Source organism: Mycobacterium seoulense (genome assembly GCF_010731595.1).
GTDB lineage: Bacteria > Actinomycetota > Actinomycetes > Mycobacteriales > Mycobacteriaceae > Mycobacterium > Mycobacterium seoulense.
The window spans coordinates 3,004,283-3,022,326 of record NZ_AP022582.1 but is presented as its reverse complement, the minus strand read 5'-3'; the positions used below and the strand labels follow the sequence as shown (position 1 = coordinate 3,022,326).

At 67.7% G+C, this 18,044-nt stretch carries 17 protein-coding genes; 6 read left to right on the top strand and 11 right to left on the bottom strand.

Annotation, left to right across the window (positions count from 1 at the left end; translation table 11 throughout):
* The first annotated feature begins 42 nt into the window (after positions 1–42).
* The 5 genes from eno (at position 43) to G6N37_RS13785 (ending at position 3,809) form a co-directional block, all read left to right on the top strand.
* Positions 43–1,332, top strand: a complete 1,290-nt coding sequence (eno, locus tag G6N37_RS13805; protein ID WP_163681254.1) for a phosphopyruvate hydratase — start codon at positions 43–45, stop codon at positions 1,330–1,332.
* A 1-nt stretch (position 1,333) separates the two neighbouring features.
* The gene (locus tag G6N37_RS13800; RefSeq protein WP_163681252.1) at positions 1,334–2,002 is read left to right on the top strand and encodes an FtsB family cell division protein; all 669 of its coding nucleotides are present in this window, start codon (positions 1,334–1,336) and stop codon (positions 2,000–2,002) included.
* Positions 1,995–2,483: a DUF501 domain-containing protein gene (locus G6N37_RS13795; protein WP_163681250.1), complete on the top strand. Its 489-nt coding sequence runs from the start codon at positions 1,995–1,997 to the stop codon at positions 2,481–2,483. Before G6N37_RS13800 ends, G6N37_RS13795 begins: the two co-directional genes overlap by 8 nt.
* Positions 2,477–3,421, top strand: coding sequence for a Ppx/GppA phosphatase family protein (locus tag G6N37_RS13790; protein WP_163681248.1), 945 nt, complete (start codon positions 2,477–2,479; stop codon positions 3,419–3,421). The genes G6N37_RS13795 and G6N37_RS13790 overlap by 7 nt, the downstream gene beginning before the upstream one ends.
* A gap of 100 nt (positions 3,422–3,521) precedes the next feature.
* Complete coding sequence (locus G6N37_RS13785; RefSeq protein ID WP_163681246.1) at positions 3,522–3,809, top strand: hypothetical protein; 288 nt, start codon at positions 3,522–3,524, stop codon at positions 3,807–3,809.
* Positions 3,810–3,887: 78 nt separating this feature from the next.
* Here G6N37_RS13785 and G6N37_RS13780 read toward each other — a convergent pair whose 3' ends face one another.
* From G6N37_RS13780 to G6N37_RS13735, 9 genes are all read right to left on the bottom strand, one after another.
* Positions 3,888–4,568 carry a response regulator gene (locus G6N37_RS13780; RefSeq protein ID WP_163681244.1) on the bottom strand — a complete coding sequence of 227 codons (681 nt, stop codon included), beginning with the start codon at positions 4,566–4,568 and terminating at the stop codon, positions 3,888–3,890.
* Positions 4,568–7,132: a sensor histidine kinase gene (locus G6N37_RS13775; protein WP_163681241.1), complete on the bottom strand. Its 2,565-nt coding sequence runs from the start codon at positions 7,130–7,132 to the stop codon at positions 4,568–4,570. Before G6N37_RS13775 ends, G6N37_RS13780 begins: the two co-directional genes overlap by 1 nt.
* 12 nt (positions 7,133–7,144) lie before the next feature.
* Positions 7,145–8,068, bottom strand: a complete 924-nt coding sequence (locus G6N37_RS13770) for a potassium-transporting ATPase subunit C (RefSeq protein ID WP_163681236.1) — start codon at positions 8,066–8,068, stop codon at positions 7,145–7,147.
* 1 nt (position 8,069) lies between these two features.
* Positions 8,070–10,220, bottom strand: a complete 2,151-nt coding sequence (kdpB, locus tag G6N37_RS13765) for a potassium-transporting ATPase subunit KdpB (protein WP_163681234.1) — start codon at positions 10,218–10,220, stop codon at positions 8,070–8,072.
* Positions 10,220–11,890: a potassium-transporting ATPase subunit KdpA gene (kdpA, locus tag G6N37_RS13760; RefSeq protein ID WP_163681231.1), complete on the bottom strand. Its 1,671-nt coding sequence runs from the start codon at positions 11,888–11,890 to the stop codon at positions 10,220–10,222. Before kdpA ends, kdpB begins: the two co-directional genes overlap by 1 nt.
* An 85-nt stretch (positions 11,891–11,975) precedes the next feature.
* Entirely contained in the window at positions 11,976–12,128 is a 153-nt protein-coding gene (locus G6N37_RS26020; protein ID WP_197745703.1) for a hypothetical protein, read from the bottom strand.
* A 140-nt stretch (positions 12,129–12,268) separates the two neighbouring features.
* Positions 12,269–13,150, bottom strand: coding sequence for an alpha/beta fold hydrolase (locus G6N37_RS13745; RefSeq protein WP_163681229.1), 882 nt, complete (start codon positions 13,148–13,150; stop codon positions 12,269–12,271).
* Positions 13,147–14,658: a sensor histidine kinase gene (locus G6N37_RS13740; protein WP_163681226.1), complete on the bottom strand. Its 1,512-nt coding sequence runs from the start codon at positions 14,656–14,658 to the stop codon at positions 13,147–13,149. Before G6N37_RS13740 ends, G6N37_RS13745 begins: the two co-directional genes overlap by 4 nt.
* Positions 14,655–15,428 carry a response regulator transcription factor gene (locus G6N37_RS13735; protein ID WP_163681223.1) on the bottom strand — a complete coding sequence of 258 codons (774 nt, stop codon included), beginning with the start codon at positions 15,426–15,428 and terminating at the stop codon, positions 14,655–14,657. The genes G6N37_RS13740 and G6N37_RS13735 overlap by 4 nt, the downstream gene beginning before the upstream one ends.
* 494 nt (positions 15,429–15,922) lie before the next feature.
* Between G6N37_RS13735 and G6N37_RS13730 the strand changes: the two genes are divergently transcribed.
* Positions 15,923–17,281: a PPE family protein gene (locus G6N37_RS13730; RefSeq protein WP_163681220.1), complete on the top strand. Its 1,359-nt coding sequence runs from the start codon at positions 15,923–15,925 to the stop codon at positions 17,279–17,281.
* Between the two features lie 76 nt (positions 17,282–17,357).
* Here the strand turns inward: G6N37_RS13730 and G6N37_RS13725 are convergent, their stop codons facing one another.
* Together G6N37_RS13725 and G6N37_RS13720 are read right to left on the bottom strand one after the other, a co-directional pair.
* On the bottom strand, positions 17,358–17,642 hold the full coding sequence (locus G6N37_RS13725) for a WXG100 family type VII secretion target (protein WP_046182844.1): 285 nt from the start codon (positions 17,640–17,642) through the stop codon (positions 17,358–17,360).
* Positions 17,643–17,683: 41 nt separating this feature from the next.
* A complete protein-coding gene (locus tag G6N37_RS13720; RefSeq protein ID WP_007771418.1) occupies positions 17,684–17,980 on the bottom strand; it encodes a WXG100 family type VII secretion target in 297 nt (98 codons plus the stop codon).
* Positions 17,981–18,044 lie beyond the last annotated feature (64 nt).

Genomic DNA, 18,044 nt, shown 5'->3' with positions numbered 1-18,044 from the left:
CGGCGAGGCCGGCACCCGCTACGGAACACAAGGAGAAACTCAGTGCCGATTATCGAGCAGGTCGGGGCCCGCGAGATCCTCGATTCCCGCGGCAACCCGACGGTCGAGGTCGAGATCGCCCTGATCGACGGGACGTTTGCCCGCGCGGCGGTGCCTTCCGGCGCCTCGACCGGTGAGCACGAGGCCGTCGAGTTGCGCGACGGCGGTGAGCGTTACGGCGGCAAGGGCGTGCACAAGGCCGTACAGGCCGTCCTCGACGAGATCGGTCCGGCGGTGATCGGCCTCAACGCCGACGACCAGCGGTTGGTGGACCAGGCGCTGGTCGACCTCGACGGAACCCCCGACAAGTCTCGGCTGGGCGGCAACGCGATCCTGGGCGTGTCGCTGGCCGTCGCCAAGGCCGCCGCCGACTCCGCCGAGCTGCCGCTGTTCCGCTACATCGGCGGCCCGAACGCGCACATCCTGCCCGTGCCGATGATGAACATCCTCAACGGCGGCGCGCACGCCGACACCGCCGTCGACATCCAGGAATTCATGGTGGCACCGATCGGCGCGCCCAGCTTCGCTGAAGCGCTGCGCTGGGGCGCCGAGGTGTATCACTCGCTCAAGTCGGTGCTGAAGAAGGAGGGGCTGAGCACCGGCCTGGGGGATGAGGGCGGTTTCGCGCCCGACGTGGCCGGCACCACCGCGGCGCTGGACCTGATCGGCCGGGCCATCGAGTCGGCCGGTTTCAAGCTGGGCGTCGATGTGGCGTTGGCCCTGGATGCCGCGGCCACCGAGTTCTACACCGACGGCACCGGGTACGCCTTCGAGGGCAGCACCCGCAGCGCCGAGCAGATGGCGGAGTTCTACGCCGGGCTGCTGGGCTCCTACCCGCTGGTGTCGATCGAAGACCCGCTGTCCGAGGACGATTGGGCCGGCTGGGCGGCCCTGACGGCGTCGATCGGTGACCGCGTGCAGATCGTCGGCGACGACATCTTCGTCACCAATCCCGAGCGTCTCGAGGAGGGCATCGAGAAGGGCGTCGCAAATGCGTTGCTGGTCAAGGTGAATCAGATCGGCACGCTGACCGAGACGCTCGACGCCGTCGCGCTCGCCCACCACAGCGGGTACCGCACGATGATGAGCCATCGCAGCGGGGAGACCGAAGACACCACGATCGCGGACCTGGCGGTGGCCGTCGGTAGCGGGCAGATCAAGACCGGTGCGCCCGCCCGCAGCGAGCGCGTCGCCAAGTACAACCAGCTGCTGCGGATCGAAGAGGCGCTCGGCGACGCCGCCCGGTACGCCGGCGATCTGGCATTCCCGCGGTATGCGCCGGAGGCCAAATAGCTTGCCCGCCAAGCCGGATCCCAAACGGCGCTCCCCGGCATCGCGTCCGGGGAAGGCCGGGGATCCGGTTCGGCGCCGCCGTACGGCCAAGCCGTCCTCCAAGCCGTCCCAAACCGCGAAGCAGGCCAGCGCGCGGTCGTCGTTCGAGCACGTGGTCGAGCCGATCAAGCGGCAGGTCGCCGAGTCCGTCGAGCAGCGGTCCGAGCAGCGGCTCGGATTCACCGCGCGGCGGGCGGCGGTGCTGGCCGCGGTCGTCTGTGTGTTGACGCTGACCATCGCCGGGCCGGTGCGGACCTACTTCGCGCAGCGCACCGAGATGAATCAGTTGACCGCGAGCGAGGCGTCACTGCGCCGTCAGATCGCCGACCTGGAGCAGAGGAAGGCCAAACTCGGTGACCCGGCCTACATCGCGGCGCAGGCCCGCGAGCGTCTCGGTTTCGTGAAGCCGGGCGACATCCCGTTCCAGGTTCAGCTTCCGCCGTCGGCGGCCACGCCGTCCGAGCCGGGGGGCCAGGCGGCCAAACCCGCCAACACCGACCCCTGGTACACCTCCTTGTGGCACACCATCGCCGACACACCGCACCTGCCGCCGGCCAATGTGCCGCCGCCGGGACCCCCGCCGACGGAACCGGGCCCGGCCGCGCCGAACCCCACGGCGCCCGGTGGTTGATCGTGCCGACCTCGAGGCGGTGGCGCGTCAGCTCGGACGCGAGCCGCGCGGCGTGCTCGAGATCGCCTACCGCTGCCCCAACGGTGAGCCCGGCGTGGTGAAGACCGCGCCGAAACTCCCTGACGGCACGCCGTTTCCGACGTTGTACTACCTGACGCATCCGGTGTTGACCGCCGCCGCGAGCCGGCTGGAGACGACGGGACTGATGCGCGAGATGTCCGAGCGGTTGCGGCACGACCCCGAATTGGCGGCGGCGTATCGGCGGGCCCACGAGTCGTATCTGTCCGAACGGGACGCGATCGAGCCGCTGGGGACGACCTTTTCCGGGGGCGGGATGCCGGATCGGGTCAAGTGCCTGCACGTTCTGATCGCGCACTCGCTGGCCAAGGGGCCGGGTTGCAACCCGCTCGGCGACGAGGCGCTGGCGATGCTGGCCCCCGAGCCCGCGATGGCCGGCATCCTGGTGGCCGGGCAATGGTGAGCAGGCTCGCCGGAATCGACTGCGGCACCAACTCGATTCGGTTGCTCATCGCCGATGTGGGCGACGACGGGCTCCGCGACGTGCATCGGGAGACCCGGATCGTGCGGCTGGGGCAGGGTGTGGACGCGACGGGTCAGTTCGCGCCGGAGGCGATCGCGCGAACCCGGGAGGCGCTGACCGACTACGCCGGTCTGCTGAAGCGACACGGCGTCGAGCGGGTGCGGATGGTGGCGACCTCGGCGGCCCGGGACGTCGCCAATCGTGACGTCTTCTTCGCGATGACGGCCGACGTGCTGGGCGCGGCGGTGCCCGGCGCGGTGGCCGAGGTGATCACCGGCGCCGAGGAGGCGTCGCTGTCGTTCCGCGGGGCCGTCGGCGAATTGGATTCTGCGGCAGGGCCATTCGTTGTGGTGGACCTGGGCGGTGGCTCTACCGAGATCGTGGTCGGCGGGGAGTCGGTGGTGGCCAGCTACTCGGCGGACATCGGCTGCGTGCGGCTGACCGAACGCTGCCTGCACTCGGACCCGCCGACGCCCGAGGAGGTGGCCGCGGCCCGCGCTGTGGTGCGCGAGCGTCTGGAGGTCGCGCTGGGTGCGGTGCCCGTCGAGGGGGCGCGAACCTGGGTCGGGCTGGCCGGGACGATGACCACACTGTCGGCGCTGGCGCACAATATGACGGCGTACGACTCTGCGGCCATCCACCTCTCGCGTGTTCCGGGCGGCGACCTGTTGGCGGTGTGCGAGCGGCTGATCGGCATGACCCGGTCCGAGCGTGCGGCGCTTCCGCCGATGCACGAGGGGCGGGCCGACGTGATCGGCGGGGGCGCGATCGTGGTCGAGGAGTTGGCGCGCGAGTTGCGCGCCCGCGCCGGCATCGACGAGCTGACCGTGAGCGAGCACGACATCCTGGACGGCATCGTGTTCTCGATCGCGGGGTAAGTCACAGGTTTCACACCCGTCTCCCGCGGGAGAAAGCGGCGAAGTGCCCGCCTCACAGCGACACCTGCGGGATGTCATACCGGCATGCGATGGTGCGGCAATGAATCTCCAGGGAATCGAGCTGCGCTACGTGCTGACGATGCATCTGGCTCACAACGGGCCGGCGACCATCGGCGAGATGATCGAAGCCCTTGCCGGGCAGGGTTTTCAGATCCGCGGCAGGGCATCGAAGGTCATCTCCGACGCCTTGCGGTGGGAGATGGGCCGAGGCAGGGTGCGTCGCATGGGCCGTGGTCGCTACGGGCCGAGACTGATACCTCGCTCCACCGAGCACCGCATCCATCAGCGCGTGCTGGCACTGCGGGCGGCGGCGAAATTGTCGCTGTGAGGCGGGCACATAGCCAATTCCTCCGGCGCGGGGCGCAAGTGACCGATGTGACCACGGTCCGCCCGGCGCCGTACCGGCTCACGCCTCGAAGCGATAACCCATGCCGGACTCGGTCAGCAAGTGCGTGGGATGCGACGGGTCGTCCTCCAGCTTGCGCCGCAGCTGCGCCAAATACACTCGCAGGTAATGGGTTTCGGTGGCATACGCCGGGCCCCACACCTCTTTGAGCAGCTCCTCGCGGCCGACCAGCTTGCCACGATTGCGCACCAGCACTTCCAGCATCCCCCACTCGGTCGGCGTGAGGTGGACCTCGGCGCCGTTCTTGGTGACCTTCTTGGCGGCCAGATCGACGGTGAAGGCCTCGGTCTCGATCACCGGCTGCTCCAGCTCGGACGCCGCCGTGTTGCGGCGGACGGCCGCCCGCAGCCGGGCCAAAAACTCGTCCATCCCAAAGGGTTTCGTGACGTAGTCGTCGGCCCCGGCGTCGAGGGCCTCCACCTTGTCGGACGAATCGGTGCGCGCCGACAACACGATCACCGGTGCGGTGAGCCACCCTCGCAGCCCGGCCAGCACATCGATTCCGGAGATGTCGGGCAGGCCCAGATCGAGGATCACCACGTCGGGCTTGTGCTCGGCGGCAGCGCGCAGCGCGCCCGCCCCGGTCGACGCGGTGATGACCTCGTAGCCCCGGACGGACAGGTTGATGCGCAGCGCGCGCAGGATCTGCGGCTCGTCGTCGATCACCAGCACCCGCGTCATCACGCACCCACCATTTCCGGCGCGGCCAACTCCACCGTCACGGTAAGGCCGCCGCCCGGAGTGTCGCCGGCCGCGATGGTGCCGCCCATGGCTTCGACGAACCCGCGCGCCACCGACATGCCCAGACCCACCCCCGTGGTGTTGTCGTGATCGCCGAGGCGCTGAAACGCTTCGAAGATCTGCTCCTCGGCCCCGTGCGGGATGCCGGGCCCCTCGTCGATGACGTTGATCAGGACACGATTGCCCACGCGGCCGGCGTTGACCCGCACCACGCAGTTCGGCGCGTAGCGCAGCCCGTTGTCGATGAGGTTGGCAAGCACGCGTTCCAGTAGCCCGGCGTCGGCCACCACAACGCAGTCACCCACGTCGACCTTGACCCGATCGATGGCGGATCGGTAGAAACCGGTGGCGCCCTTGCCGATACTGATCAGCGCCCGTTGCACCGTTTCCTCCAGGTAGACCCGGCGCAGGTCCGGGTGCACCACGCCGGCGGCCAGGCGCGAGGAGTCGAGCAGGTTTCCGACCAGCGCCGTCAGCTGATCGATCGACTCCTCGATGGTGGCCAGCAGCTCCGCGGTGTCCGCGGCGGAGAAGGCGACGTCCTCCGCGCGCAGGCTGGAGACGGCGACCTTGGCCGCCGCCAGCGGAGTGCGCAGATCGTGGCTCACCGCCGACAGCAGGGAGCGCCGCAACTCGTCGGCCCGCACGATCGCCTCCGCGCGGCTGGCTTCCTCGGCCAGCTCGCGCTGGCGGATCAGGCCCGCGGCCTGCTTGGCCACCGCGCCCAGCACCCGGCGATCGCGCGCCGAAAGCTTCCTGCCCGCCAACAACATCCAGAACTCGTCGTCGCCAACCTCGATAGCGGTGTCGGCGGAAGCCACGGTGACGCAAGGATCCCTGCCCACGCAGGCGACGACGGCAGCCTTCATGCCCTCGGCGCGGTCCTCCTCGTCGGGTTCGCGCAGCATGCTGACCGAGCGTTGCGCGTAGGTCTCGCGCACCCGTTCGAGCAGCGTCTCGAGATCGGCTCCGCGCAGCACCGAGCCGGCGAAGAGCGTCAGCAGCTCGGCCTCCTGGGAGGCGCGACGGGCTTCGCGCGTGCGTTTGGTCGCGCCGTCGACGAGGACCGCGACCGCGACCGCGACCAGCAGCAGCACCACTTCGGTGACGGCCGCATCGGGTTCGGCGATGGTGAAAGTGTGCCTGGGCGCGGTCAAGAAGTAGTTCAGCAGCAGGCTGGACAAGACCGCCGAGGCCACCGCCGGGGCGACCCCTCCCAGCAGTCCGACCAGCAGCACCCCGACGAAGAACAATGCGCTGTCGCCGCTGGTGCCCAGGTACGGGTCGAGCGCATTCACGATCACCGCGCAGATGGCCGACGGCACGACGACCGCCGCGAGCCAGGACGCCACCCGCCGCTCGTTGGGCCCCAGGGACGCCGCGCGAAAGCCTCGCTTGGATTCCTCGTGGGTGACCAGGTGCACGTCGATCTTGCCCGACAGCTCGACGATCCGCGCGCCGATGCCCTCCTCGAAGACGCGCGCCCACCGCGACCGCCTCGAGGTGCCGATCACCAGCTGGGTGGCGTTCATTTCGCGGGCGAAATCCAGTAGGGCGGCGGGCACGTCGTCACCGACCACGGTGTGCAGCGACGCATCCAAACTGCTTGCCAGATCGCGGATCTTGGCCATCCGCGCCTCCGACAGGCCGGCCAGCCCGTCACCGCGGATGACGTGCACCACCATCAGCTCGGCGCTGGACTTCGACGCGATGCGGGAGGCCCGCCGTACCAACGTCTCCGACTCGGGGCCGCCGGTAACCGCCACCACGACCCGCTCGCGGGCCTCCCACATGTCGGTGATCTTGTTCTCGGCACGGTATTTGGCCAGCGCGGTGTCGACCTGGTCTGCCAGCCACAGCAGCGCCAGCTCCCGCAACGCGGTGAGGTTTCCGCGGCGGAAGTAATTGGACAGCGCGGCGTCGATGCGCTCGGGGGCGTACACGTTGCCGTGGGAGAGCCTGCGGCGCAGCGCCTCCGGCGTGATGTCGATCAACTCGACCTGCGCGGCCTGCCGGACAACGGAATCCGGGATGGTCTCTTTCTGTTCGATGCCGGTGATTTGGGCGACGACGTCGTTGAGGCTTTCCAGGTGCTGGACGTTGACGGTCGAGATCACCGTGATGCCCGCGTCGAGCAGTTCCTCGACATCCTGCCAGCGTTTGGCGTTCTTACTGCCCGGTGTGTTGGTGTGGGCGAGCTCGTCGACGAGGACGACCTGTGGTTTGCGCGCCAGGACGGCCGACACGTCGAGTTCGGGAAAGGTGCTGCCGCGATATTCGATGTAGCGGGGCGGAATGACCTCGATGCCATCAAGCAGCTCAGCGGTTTTCGCCCTGCCGTGGGTCTCGACCACGCCGGCCACCAGGTCGGTGCCGCGTTCCAGCCGGCGATGCGCCTCGCCGAGCATCGCGTACGTCTTGCCCACCCCAGGAGCCGAACCGAGGTAAATCCGCAGCTCGCCGCGCTTGGGGCGGTGGTCAACGGCACTCACGTCAACCATCATCCCCCCATCGCGCTAGCTCGAGACTGGATATGTGTGATCGAGTTGCAGGTTCAGTTGCAACACGTTGACGCACGGTTCGCCGAAGAACCCGAGTGCGCGGCTACTTCGGTTCTGCGCCAACACCTCCCGTATCTGGTCCACGCTGACATGGCGGGCCTTGGCCACCCTGGCGACCTGGAGATCGGCGTAGGCCGGCGAGATGTTCGGGTCGAGGCCGCTTGCGCTGGCGGTGACGGCGTCCGCGGGGACGGCGGGGTTGGCGGGCGCGGCGCCGCGGATCGGAACCGTCTGGCCGATCGTGTAGTCCTCGCCGTACTTGGCGCATTCGACGCGGACACCTTCGTAGAGGCTCAGGAAAGGCGCGGGCGTCGCCTGGCACGGCTCGTTGACGCTGACCACCCGGGTGGGGTGGACGACGTTTCCGCGGGCGTCGCGCGGTCCGATCACGGAAAGGACGGCGCCCACACCGCCGCCGGTGCAGAACGGCCGCGCACCGTCGACGTTTTCCAGCCGGCCCACCGCCGCGCTGCGCGCACACACCGTCGTCAGCAGGCTCGGCTTGTAGCCCGCATCCGATGCGGACTTGCCGGCCGCCAGTTGCGCCGGATCGGCCGGTGTGTCGACGACGCTTTCCGGCCCGAGGTTGCTCGCGCCCGACGACAGCGGGTCGTAGCCATTGCCGGCCGCCGAGGGACGGCTCTGAAAGTACTGCGGCAGCGGGTTGCCGCCGGAGTCGGTGAACAGCTGACCGATCAGCCGGCTGCCGATGGGCTTACCGTTGGCGGTGAGAATCGATCCGTCGGCCTTATCCTGCAGCCCCGGTATCTGCGCCACCAGCCAGATGAACAGCGGGTAGGCGATGCCGGTGATCACGGTCAGCACCAGCAACGCGCGAAACGCTGCCCAGTGCATGCGTACGAAACTCGAGAAGCTCATGTCAGGACATCCCCGGGACGAATTGGACGATCAGGTCGATCAGCTTGATGCCGACGAACGGGGCGACGATGCCGCCGAGGCCATAGATGTAGAGGTTGCGGCTCAACAGTTTTGACGCACTGCTCGGTGTGTAGCGCACGCCGCGCAGCGATAACGGGATCAATGCGACGATGACGATCGCATTGAAGATCACCGCGGACAGGATCGCCGATTCCGGGCTGTGCAGCCGCATGATGTTGATCATGTCCAGCCCGGGGAACAGCGCGACGAACATGGCCGGGATGATCGCGAAATACTTCGCGATGTCGTTGGCGATCGAGAAGGTGGTCAACGCGCCGCGGGTGATCAGCAACTGCTTGCCGATTTCGACGATCTCGATGAGCTTGGTCGGGTCGGAGTCGAGGTCGACCATGTTGCCCGCCTCTTTGGCGGCCGACGTCCCAGTGTTCATCGCCACGCCGACGTCGGCCTGTGCCAAGGCCGGCGCGTCGTTGGTGCCGTCGCCGGTCATCGCGACCAGCTTGCCGCCCTCCTGCTCCCGCTTGATCAGCTCGAGCTTGTCCTCGGGCGTCGCCTCGGCGAGGAAGTCGTCGACGCCGGCCTCATCCGCAATCGCCCTGGCAGTCAACGGATTATCGCCGGTGATCATCACCGTCCGGATGCCCATCCTGCGCATCTCGTCGAACCGATCACGCATGCCCTGCTTGACGACGTCCTTGAGGTGGATGACGCCCAGCACCGCCGCATCGCCATCACGGCTCTCCCCGACCACCAGCGGGGTGCCGCCGCCGGCGGAGATGCCGTCGACGAGCTCGCCGAGCTGCTGGGGAACCTTGCCGCCTTGCTCGCGCACCCACTCGGCGACGGAGCTGGCCGCGCCCTTGCGCAGCAGGTGCCCGTCGACGTCGACGCCCGACATCCGCGTCGCGGCGGAGAACTCCACCCAGTGCGCATGGGCGAGTTCGCCCGGCGTTCGTGCCCGCAGCCCGAAGTGTTGTTTGGCGTATACGACGATCGAGCGGCCCTCCGGCGTTTCGTCGGCGAGGCTGGACAATTGCGCGGCGTCGGCCAGCTGCTCCGGGGTGACACCGTCGAGGGGGACGAAGGCCCCAGCCTGCCGGTTGCCCAGGGTGATGGTGCCCGTCTTGTCGAGCAGCAGGGTGTTGACGTCACCCGCGGCCTCGACCGCGCGTCCGGACATGGCGAGCACGTTGCGCTGCACCAGTCGGTCCATTCCGGCGATGCCGATCGCGGAGAGCAACGCGCCGATGGTGGTGGGGATCAGGCACACCAGCAGCGACACCATCACGATCCCGGTGACACCGTTTGCGTTGAGCGCCTGGCTGTCCGGGACGCCCGGATTGTTCATCTTCGAGTAGATCGCGAGCGGCTGCAGGGTGGCGACCGCGAAAACGAAGATGATCGTCAACGCGGCCAACAGAATGTTGAGCGCGATCTCGTTGGGGGTCTTCTGCCGGTTGGCGCCCTCGACGAGCGCGATCATGCGGTCGATGAAGCTCTCCCCGGGCTTCTGGGTGATCCGCACGACGATTCGGTCGCTCAGCACGGTGGTGCCGCCGGTGACCGCCGAGCGGTCGCCACCGGACTCGCGGATCACCGGAGCCGACTCGCCCGTGATCGCGGATTCATCCACGGAGGCAATGCCTTCCACCACGTCGCCGTCACCGGGTATGACCTGGCCGGCCTCGACCACGACGATGTCACCCTGCTGCAGCAACGGCGCGGCGACCTCTTCCTCCACGCCCGGCGCGCCGGCCGACCAATCCTTGAGCCGCCGGGCCAGCGTCTGGGTCTTGGCCCGGCGCAGGGTTTCGGCCTGAGCCTTGCCGCGGCCTTCCGCGACCGCCTCCGCGAGGTTGGCGAAAAACACGGTGAGCCATAGCCAAACGACCGTCAGCCAGGCGAACCAGGTTGGGTTGATGATCGCCAGCACGGTGCTCCATGTCGCGCCGATCTCGACGATGAACATGACCGGGTTGCGCCACAAGGTGCGCGGGTCGAGCTTTCCCAGCGCGTCCGGCGTCGAGCGCCACAACATCTTCGGGTCGAGCAAGCCGCCTTGCACCCGTTTGGTGTTCGCGGACGTGGACGGCTGCGACTGCTCGGCCGGGTCAGCGGTGGTCGCGGTCATCAGTGGATTCCTTCGGCGAGAGGGCCCAGCGCCAGCATGGGCAGGAAAGTGAGGGCGACGAGAATCAAGGTCACCCCGGCGACCATTCCCACGAATTGCGGTCGATGGGTGGGCAGGGTGCCCGCCGATTCGGGCGTCTGGCCCTGCTTGGCCAGCGAGCCGGCCAGCGCCAGGACGAGCACGATCGGCAGGAACCTGCCGACCACCATGGCCAGGCCGAGGGCGGTGTTGTACCAGTTGGTGTTGACGCTGATCCCCGCGAAGGCAGACCCGTTGTTGTTGGCCGCGGAGGTGAACGCGTACAGCACCTCCGACAGCCCGTGTGGCCCGGTGTTGAGCATGCCGGCGCGTTCGCCGGGCAGCGCCATCGCGATCGCGGTCCCGGTCAGCACAATCAACGGCGTGACCAGGAAATAGCTTGCGGCGAGCTTGATTTCGCGCGGGTTGATCTTCTTGCCCAGATATTCGGGGGTGCGCCCGACCATCAGCCCCGCGACGAAGACGGTGATCACGGCCAGGATCAGCATGCCGTACAGGCCCGAGCCCGTGCCGCCGGGCGCGACCTCGCCCAGTTGCATGTTGAACATGGTCATCATGCCGCCGAGGCTGGTGTAGGAGTCGTGGAACGAGTCGACGGCGCCGGTGGAGGTGAGCGTGGTCGAGTCGGCGAACACTGCGGAGTTGGCCACGCCGAACCGCTGCTCGACGCCCTCCATCGCCGAGCCGACCGCAGTGGGCACCGTACCGTGGTGCTGCAGCTGGAACCACATCATGAAGGTCACGCTGACCGCGTACAGCGAGGCCATCACGGAAGCGATCGCGTAACCCTGCTTGGTGCTGCCCACCATGCGCCCGAACGTGCGCGGCAGCGAGAAGCTGATCACCAGCAGCAGGAAGATCTCCAGCCAGTTGGTCCACGCGGTCGGGTTCTCGAACGGGTGGGACGAGTTGGCGTTGTAGAAGCCGCCGCCGTTGGTGCCCAGTTCCTTGATGGCCTCCTGGCTGGCCACCGGCCCGCCGGTGATGGTCTGGTGCGTCCCGTTGAGGGCGGTGACGACCTGGTCGTTGAGGTGGAAGTTCTGGAGCGCGCCTCCCGCGATCAGCAGGATCGCGCCCAACACCGCGATCGGCAGCAGAATCCGCAGTGTGCCGCGCACCAGGTCGACCCAGAAGTTCCCCAGCTCGCCCGTGCGCGTGCGGGCGAACCCGCGCACCAGCGCGATCGCGACCGCCATCCCGACGGCCGCCGAGACGAAGTTCTGCACCGCGAGCCCGGCCATCTGCACCAGGTGCCCCTGGGTCGATTCACCGGAATAGGCCTGCCAGTTGGTGTTGGTGACGAAGCTGACCGCGGTGTTCCACGCCAGTCCGGGGGTCATCTGGGTGGCCGGATCGTGCAGATGCAGCGGCAGTTTGCCCTGCACGAGCTGGAACACGAACAAGAACAGAATGCTGATCGACGAGAACGCCAGCACACTGCGCGCATAGGCGCCCCAGCTCTGCTCCGAGCGCGCGTTCACCCCGATCAGTCGGTAGATGCCCCGCTCGACGTAGCCGTCCTTCTTCGACGTGTAGACCCGGTACATGTAATCGCCCAACGGCACATGCACGGCAATTAGCGCCACGACGAGGACGGCGAGAAAAAGCAGCCCCGCTGTCGTCCCGCTCATCAGAACCTCTCCGGGAACAGCAGGGCGCAGCCGAGAAACAATGCGATGAGGACGGAAAGCGCCAAACCTACGATGTTTTCGTAGTTCACAGCCGCTCTACCAACTTCTGCACCAGGCCCAGTGCGGCGAACACCGCCACCGTGAGCACGACGAACGCCACTACGCCCATTTCGAGCCCATCCCGTCTCCGTTCAGCACCAACCGCGTGCACGCGAAAGCCCCCCATCGAGTCAGCCACAACGCTGTCCCCAGAGGCAAGGTCAGCTTGAAATTAGTTGGCACCTTTGGGCTAGGGCCTTTGGTTGACAACTTTCTAACGCGGCCGTGGGGCGCCTTTACGGTTTCTTAACGCCCGCCGCGCCCACCTCGCGTTGTGCATCAGGGACTGTTGGCTGGGGGCTCGTTCGCAAGGAAGTCGTCGATCAGGCGGTTGACGAGTTCGGGTGACTGCCGATTGGACCAGTGGCCGTTGCCGGGAAGGATCTCCAGCCTGGCGTTGGGAACGCGGCGCGCCGCGTCGATGGTGTGTTCGGCTTTGACGGCGATATCCCGATCGCCTTGGATGAACAGTGTGGGACAGGCGATTTCGTGGAGCCGCGGTCGCAGGTCCAGGTTCATCGTGAAGAAGCCTATCGAGTCGTTTTGCATGTCGGAAGCGCGTGCGCCGTTGGCCAGCACCTCGGCGTGGACCTCGTCGACGATGTCGTCGAAATCGTCGACCGGCCCGGCGAAGAGCGCGTGCCGTGCCAGCCGGGCCACCATTGTGCGATGGCGATACACCATCGTCGACACCCAGGAGACCAGCGGCGAGAGTTTCGCCGTCAACCACAGCAGCTGATGCACCACGGGCGGGAACGAGAGGATCCCGGCGGGTGCGAGCGCGACGACGCTCCGCACCCGGCCGGGTTCGGCGATGGCGTAGGCCAGGCTCAACGCGCCGCCCTGGGAGAGCCCGACCAGATCTGCGCGGCCGACGGCGAAATGGTCCAGGGTGTCGGTGATGCATTGCAGCATCCGAGCGACGCCGGCGTGACCGTGCCAGGGTCGGCTGCCGCCCTGTTTCGGCCAGTCCAGGGCGTACACCCGGTGGTGCTGCGCCAGGACCGGGATGAGGTGGCGCCAGCTCAGCATCGCATTGTCCACGCCTGCGCCGCTGAGCAGTAGCACCGGACTTCCGGCCGCGCCCGCCACGAGGACGCGCAGTCTGCCCTCGGGGCATGGGACGAATACTTCCGAAGGGTCCAAGCGCTCGGCGATCATGCACCCTCGGTCAGCGGGACCCGCACCCGGAAAACCGTTCTGCCCTCGGTGGATTCGGCGGTGACGGAGCCGTGGTGGGCCTTGACGATCGAGTCGACGATGGCCAGGCCCAGGCCGGTGCCCGAGCTGTTGAGTCTCGAGTTGTCGGCCCGGGCGAACCGTTCGAACAAGCGGGGGAGAAGCTCGGGGTCGATGCCCGGCCCGTCGTCGGTGACGCTCAGTTCCGCGAAGGGCGCCCCGGGCCCGTCGCGATGGCAGGTGATCGCCGTCGTGACCGTGACCCCCGGTGGGGTGTGCACCCGGGCATTGTTGAGCAGGTTGCTGACCAGTTGGTGCAGCCGAGCGTGATCGCCGCGGACCCACACCGGTTCGTCGGGCAGGTCGTTCACCCAGTGGTGCGTGGGCGCCGCGACCGCCGCGTCGTTGACGGCGTTGACCACGAGTTCGGCCAGGTCGACATCCTCGCTCTGCAGGTCTTGCCCTTCACCGAGGCGGGAGAGCAGTAGCAGCTCGTCGACCAGCAGCGTCATGCGCCGCGCTTCGGACTCGATGCGGGCCAGCGCGTATTCGGTGGTAGGAGGCAACTCCGAGCTGTCCTGGCGGGTGAGTTCGGCGTATCCCTGAATCGCCGCCAGCGGCGTCCGCAGCTCGTGGCTGGCGTCGGTGATGAATTGCCGCATGCGCAGGTCGGATTCGGCCCGCTGGGCCAGCGCGCTGTCGACGTTGTCCAGCAGTTTGTTCAGGGTGTGGCCGACGATGCCGACCTCGTTCTGCTGGTTAGTGTCCCGGGGCCGCACCCGGACACTGATTCGGTGGTCGTCGTCGCTGAGCGGCATCGCGGCGACGTCCGCCGCGACGCCGGCCAGCCGGCGCAACGGTCGAAGGGTGTAGCCGACCACCCACACGGTGAGCCCGGCGGTGACCGCCAAAGCGGCCGCGATGAGCAGGGTGGTGGTGAGCTGCTTGCGGGCGATGATTCGGTCGGCGAGGTCCAGCGAAACCCCGGCGACCAGCACGTCGGACCCGGCGACGTGGCTGTTGAGCCGGTAGAACCCGAGGCTGCGCAGGTTTTCGGTCCGTGGCGGCCCTTCACCCCATGACTGCGCTTCGATGGCGTGGACCACATCGGCGGGCGCCGGCCGTGCCTCGGCCTCCGAGAACACCGCCGACCCGACGACGGTGCCGTTGCGCAGCACCACGATCAGGTTTCCCGGCGTCTGATCGGTGAACTGCAGCATCGCCTGGCCCAGCGGCTTCGTGCCGTCGGCCGTATCACGTTCACCCTCAAGATATTTGGCGTACGAGTGGCCCAGCGCGTCCAAGGACCCGGCGACGTCGGCGTCGCTCATCGCGGTGACGTAACCGCGCAGGCTCAGCACGGAGACGATTCCGACCGTCATCAGCACCACGCTGACCACGCCCAGTACGCCCAACAGCAGTTGGCGCCGCAACGACCGGGGTAGCCACCGCGGAAGATCTCCGGCCAAGGCGTCCCGGCCCGGGCTCATTCCGGGGGCCGCAGCATGTATCCGACACCGCGCACGGTGTGAATCATCGGTTCCCGGCCGGAGTCGATTTTCTTCCGCAAGTACGAGATGTACAGATCGACGATGCTGGTGCGCCCGGCGAAGTCGTAGTTCCACACCCGGTCGAGGATTTCGCTGCGGCTCAGCGCGCGGCGGGGATTGCGCATGAGGAAGCGCAACAGTTCGAACTCGGTGGAGGACAGCGATATCTGGGTGCCGTCACGGACCACCTCTCGGCTGGCGGTGTCGACCCGCAGGTCGCCGACTTTGAGGGTCTCGGCGGCCGGCGGCGTCTGCTGGCCGGAACGGCGCAGCAACCCGCGCAGCCGGGCGACGAGTTCTTCGAGGCTGAACGGCTTGGTCATGTAGTCGTCGGCGCCGGCGGTCAGGCCGGTGACGCGGTCCATGACCGAGTCCCGCGCGGTGAGGAAGAGCGTCGGGGTGTAGGCATCGGACTGGCGGACGCGTTCCAGGATTCGCAGCCCGTCCACGTCGGGAAGCATGATGTCGAGGACGAGCACGTCGGGGTTGACCTTGTCGAACTTCGCCAGCGCCTCGCGACCGTTGTGGGCGATGTCGACGACCCAGCCCTCGTAGTGCAGCGCCATCTTCACCAGGTTCGTCAGCGCCGGCTCGTCGTCGACCAGCAGCACCCTGATCGGTGATCCGTCGGCGCGGTAGATCCTGGGCAGCTGCCCGAGGATGGCCTGGCGAGGGCGCTGGCTGCCTGCGTATCCCGACATTGCGGTCATGTTCCTACATTCTGGCAAGCCACACACCCAACTGTCACGAAGTTCATAGCAAGCTCAAATGTTGGCGGTGTGGGGTGCGTCACTCAATGGATATTCAAATATGAGTTTTATATGTTTCACATCAGCCGGCTTGAGATAGGGGCGCCCCGCCAAAAATACTGGGACGCATAGTAGTTGAGTTGAGCTGGCGGGCCCATTGCGAGGTTAGGCTCCCCAAACATGGTATGCAAGAACGGGTTTCGTTGATCGAGGAGGGCACACGTCAGTGAACGCTGCCGGTGCTTCCCACGTATACAGAACGTCAGGGGACGATGCTGTCCCCGGGCTTTCGTTAACTGGACGTTACGCGACGTTACGAATGACGTTGTCTTGACGCGTGTTTCGTCGAGCGATCGACTCGCCGCGTGACTGACGGGCCAACGGCTGCCGTCGCGTCCTCGAATCACACCGCATGTGACGGGGTCAACAATTCAAGAAGAAAAAAAGGAATAACGATGGATTTTGGCGCCTTGCCTCCGGAAGTCAACTCCGGTCGGATGTATGCGGGGCCCGGGCCCGCGACACTGCTGGCCGCGTCGGCCGGATGGGACTCACTGGCCCTCGAGGTGAACGCTGCCGCCGGTGGCTACGAATCGGTGATCACGACCCTCACGGACGAATGGCTTGGTTCGACGTCGACGGCGATGGCCGCCGGGGTCGCGCCGTACATCGTGTGGTTGCGGGCCACCGCGGCGCTGTGCGAGCAGTCGGCGGTGCAGGCCGCCGCCGCGGCGGCAGCCTACGAAGCGGCATACGCGATGACGGTGCCGCCGCCGCTCATCGCGACCAACCGCGCTCGGCTCATGGCGTTGATCGCGACCAACGTCCTGGGCCAGAACACTCCGGCGATCATGGCCACCGAGGCGGAGTACAGCGAGATGTGGGCCCAGGACGCCACCGCGATGTACACCTACGCCGCCAGTTCGGCGTCCGCGTCAACCTTCAGCACCTTCGCGCCGCCGCCCCAGACGACCAACCCGGGTGGGGTCGCCGGGCAGGCCGGCGCGACGGCCCAGGCGGCCGCCACCCAGGCGGGCAGCGCGGGCCAGACGGCATCCTCGCAGGCGGTGTCCACCGTGCCGCAAGCCCTGCAGAGCATGTCGACGCCCGGGTCGACGACCGGCGCGAGTCTGTCGCAGGCGGCGGTGGGTACCGGGGCGTCATTGGGATCTTCCGGGGCTTCCAGCCCCCTCGGCGCACTATCGAGCCTGACCGGCACGTCCAAGGGAGCGACGAAGACCGCGAGCACGGGACTGGGGACCGTCTCCGGCCTGGCCACCGCCCTGGGCAGTGGCTCCAACGGGGAGGCCGCCGGGCTGGCGTCCGATGCGGTCGGCGTGGGCTCGGATTTCGCTGGTCTGGGCGGAGATGGCGCGGGCCTGGGCGCCGACGGCGCAGGGATCGGGATGGACGTGTACGGCCTGGGAATCGACATGCAGGGCGCGGGTTCGATCCTTGGGGCGGAGGGCGCCGCCGGTGTGCCGGGCGTCGGGGGCCTGGGTGGCCTCGAAACCCTGGGACCGGTCGGTGGTCTGGGCGAGGGCGCCTCGGCGGGTGTGGGCCAGGCCGCCTCGCTGGGGACGTTGTCGGTGCCGCCGACGTGGGCCGACACCGTGTCGTCGGTGACGCCGCTCCCGGCCGCCCTGGACACCAACGGCACTCCGGCCGGGTGGGGTGCGCCGCCCACGCCGTCACAGGCCACCGGCATTTCCAAGCTGCCGCTGGGCGCCATGGTCGGGCGTGAGTCCGACGGCGCGGTTCACCGGATCGGGTTCCGCCCCTCACTCATCCCGCGCTCGCCGGTGGCCGGATAGCGCCGGCCGCGAGGCCCCAGGAACCGAAAGGGCCCGCACACCGTGGTGTGCGGGCCCCTCGAGTGAGGACGCGGTGTCAGGCCCAGCTGGACCCAACGGCGCTGTCGGTGCTGGCCATGTTGCTGCCGGCGCTCTGCACCTTCTGCCCGTGGGCGTTGGCCTGCTCGTAGATCACCTGGAAGTTGCGACCCAACTGGGTGATGAACTCCTGGCAGGCCACCGAACCGGCGCCGCCCCAGAAGTCACCCGCAGCAAGCACATCGCGAACGATGGCCTGGTGCTCAGCCTCCAAAGACGCGGCCTGGGCGCGGATCAAGGCGCCGTGGGCGTCGACATCGCCGAACTGGTAGTTAATGGTCATTGCTTAGCTCCTTCGAAAGTGTTGGGCGACAGTAGGTTCGACTAGCTGCCGAGGATCTGCTGCGAGGCCTGCTCTTGCTGCTCGTAGTTGTTGGCGTCGCGGATCAGCCCGTCGCGCACCCCGTGGAGCATGTTGACGATGTTGCGGAAGGCCTGGTTGACCTGACCCATGGTGTCGTACGAGGTCGCCTGCGCCTGACCACTCCAGCCCGAGCCGGCGATGTTCATCGACGACGCCCACATCTTGCGGGCCTCGTCCTCGACCGTCTGGGCGTGCACCTCGAAGCGGCCCGCCATCGCCCGCATTTCGTGCGGGTCCGTCATAAAACGTGTTGCCATTTGCTTTCTCCTTGTCGTTCAAGCCTTCAATGTCGAAGTCTTAACAGTTGTAATTGATGCGGTG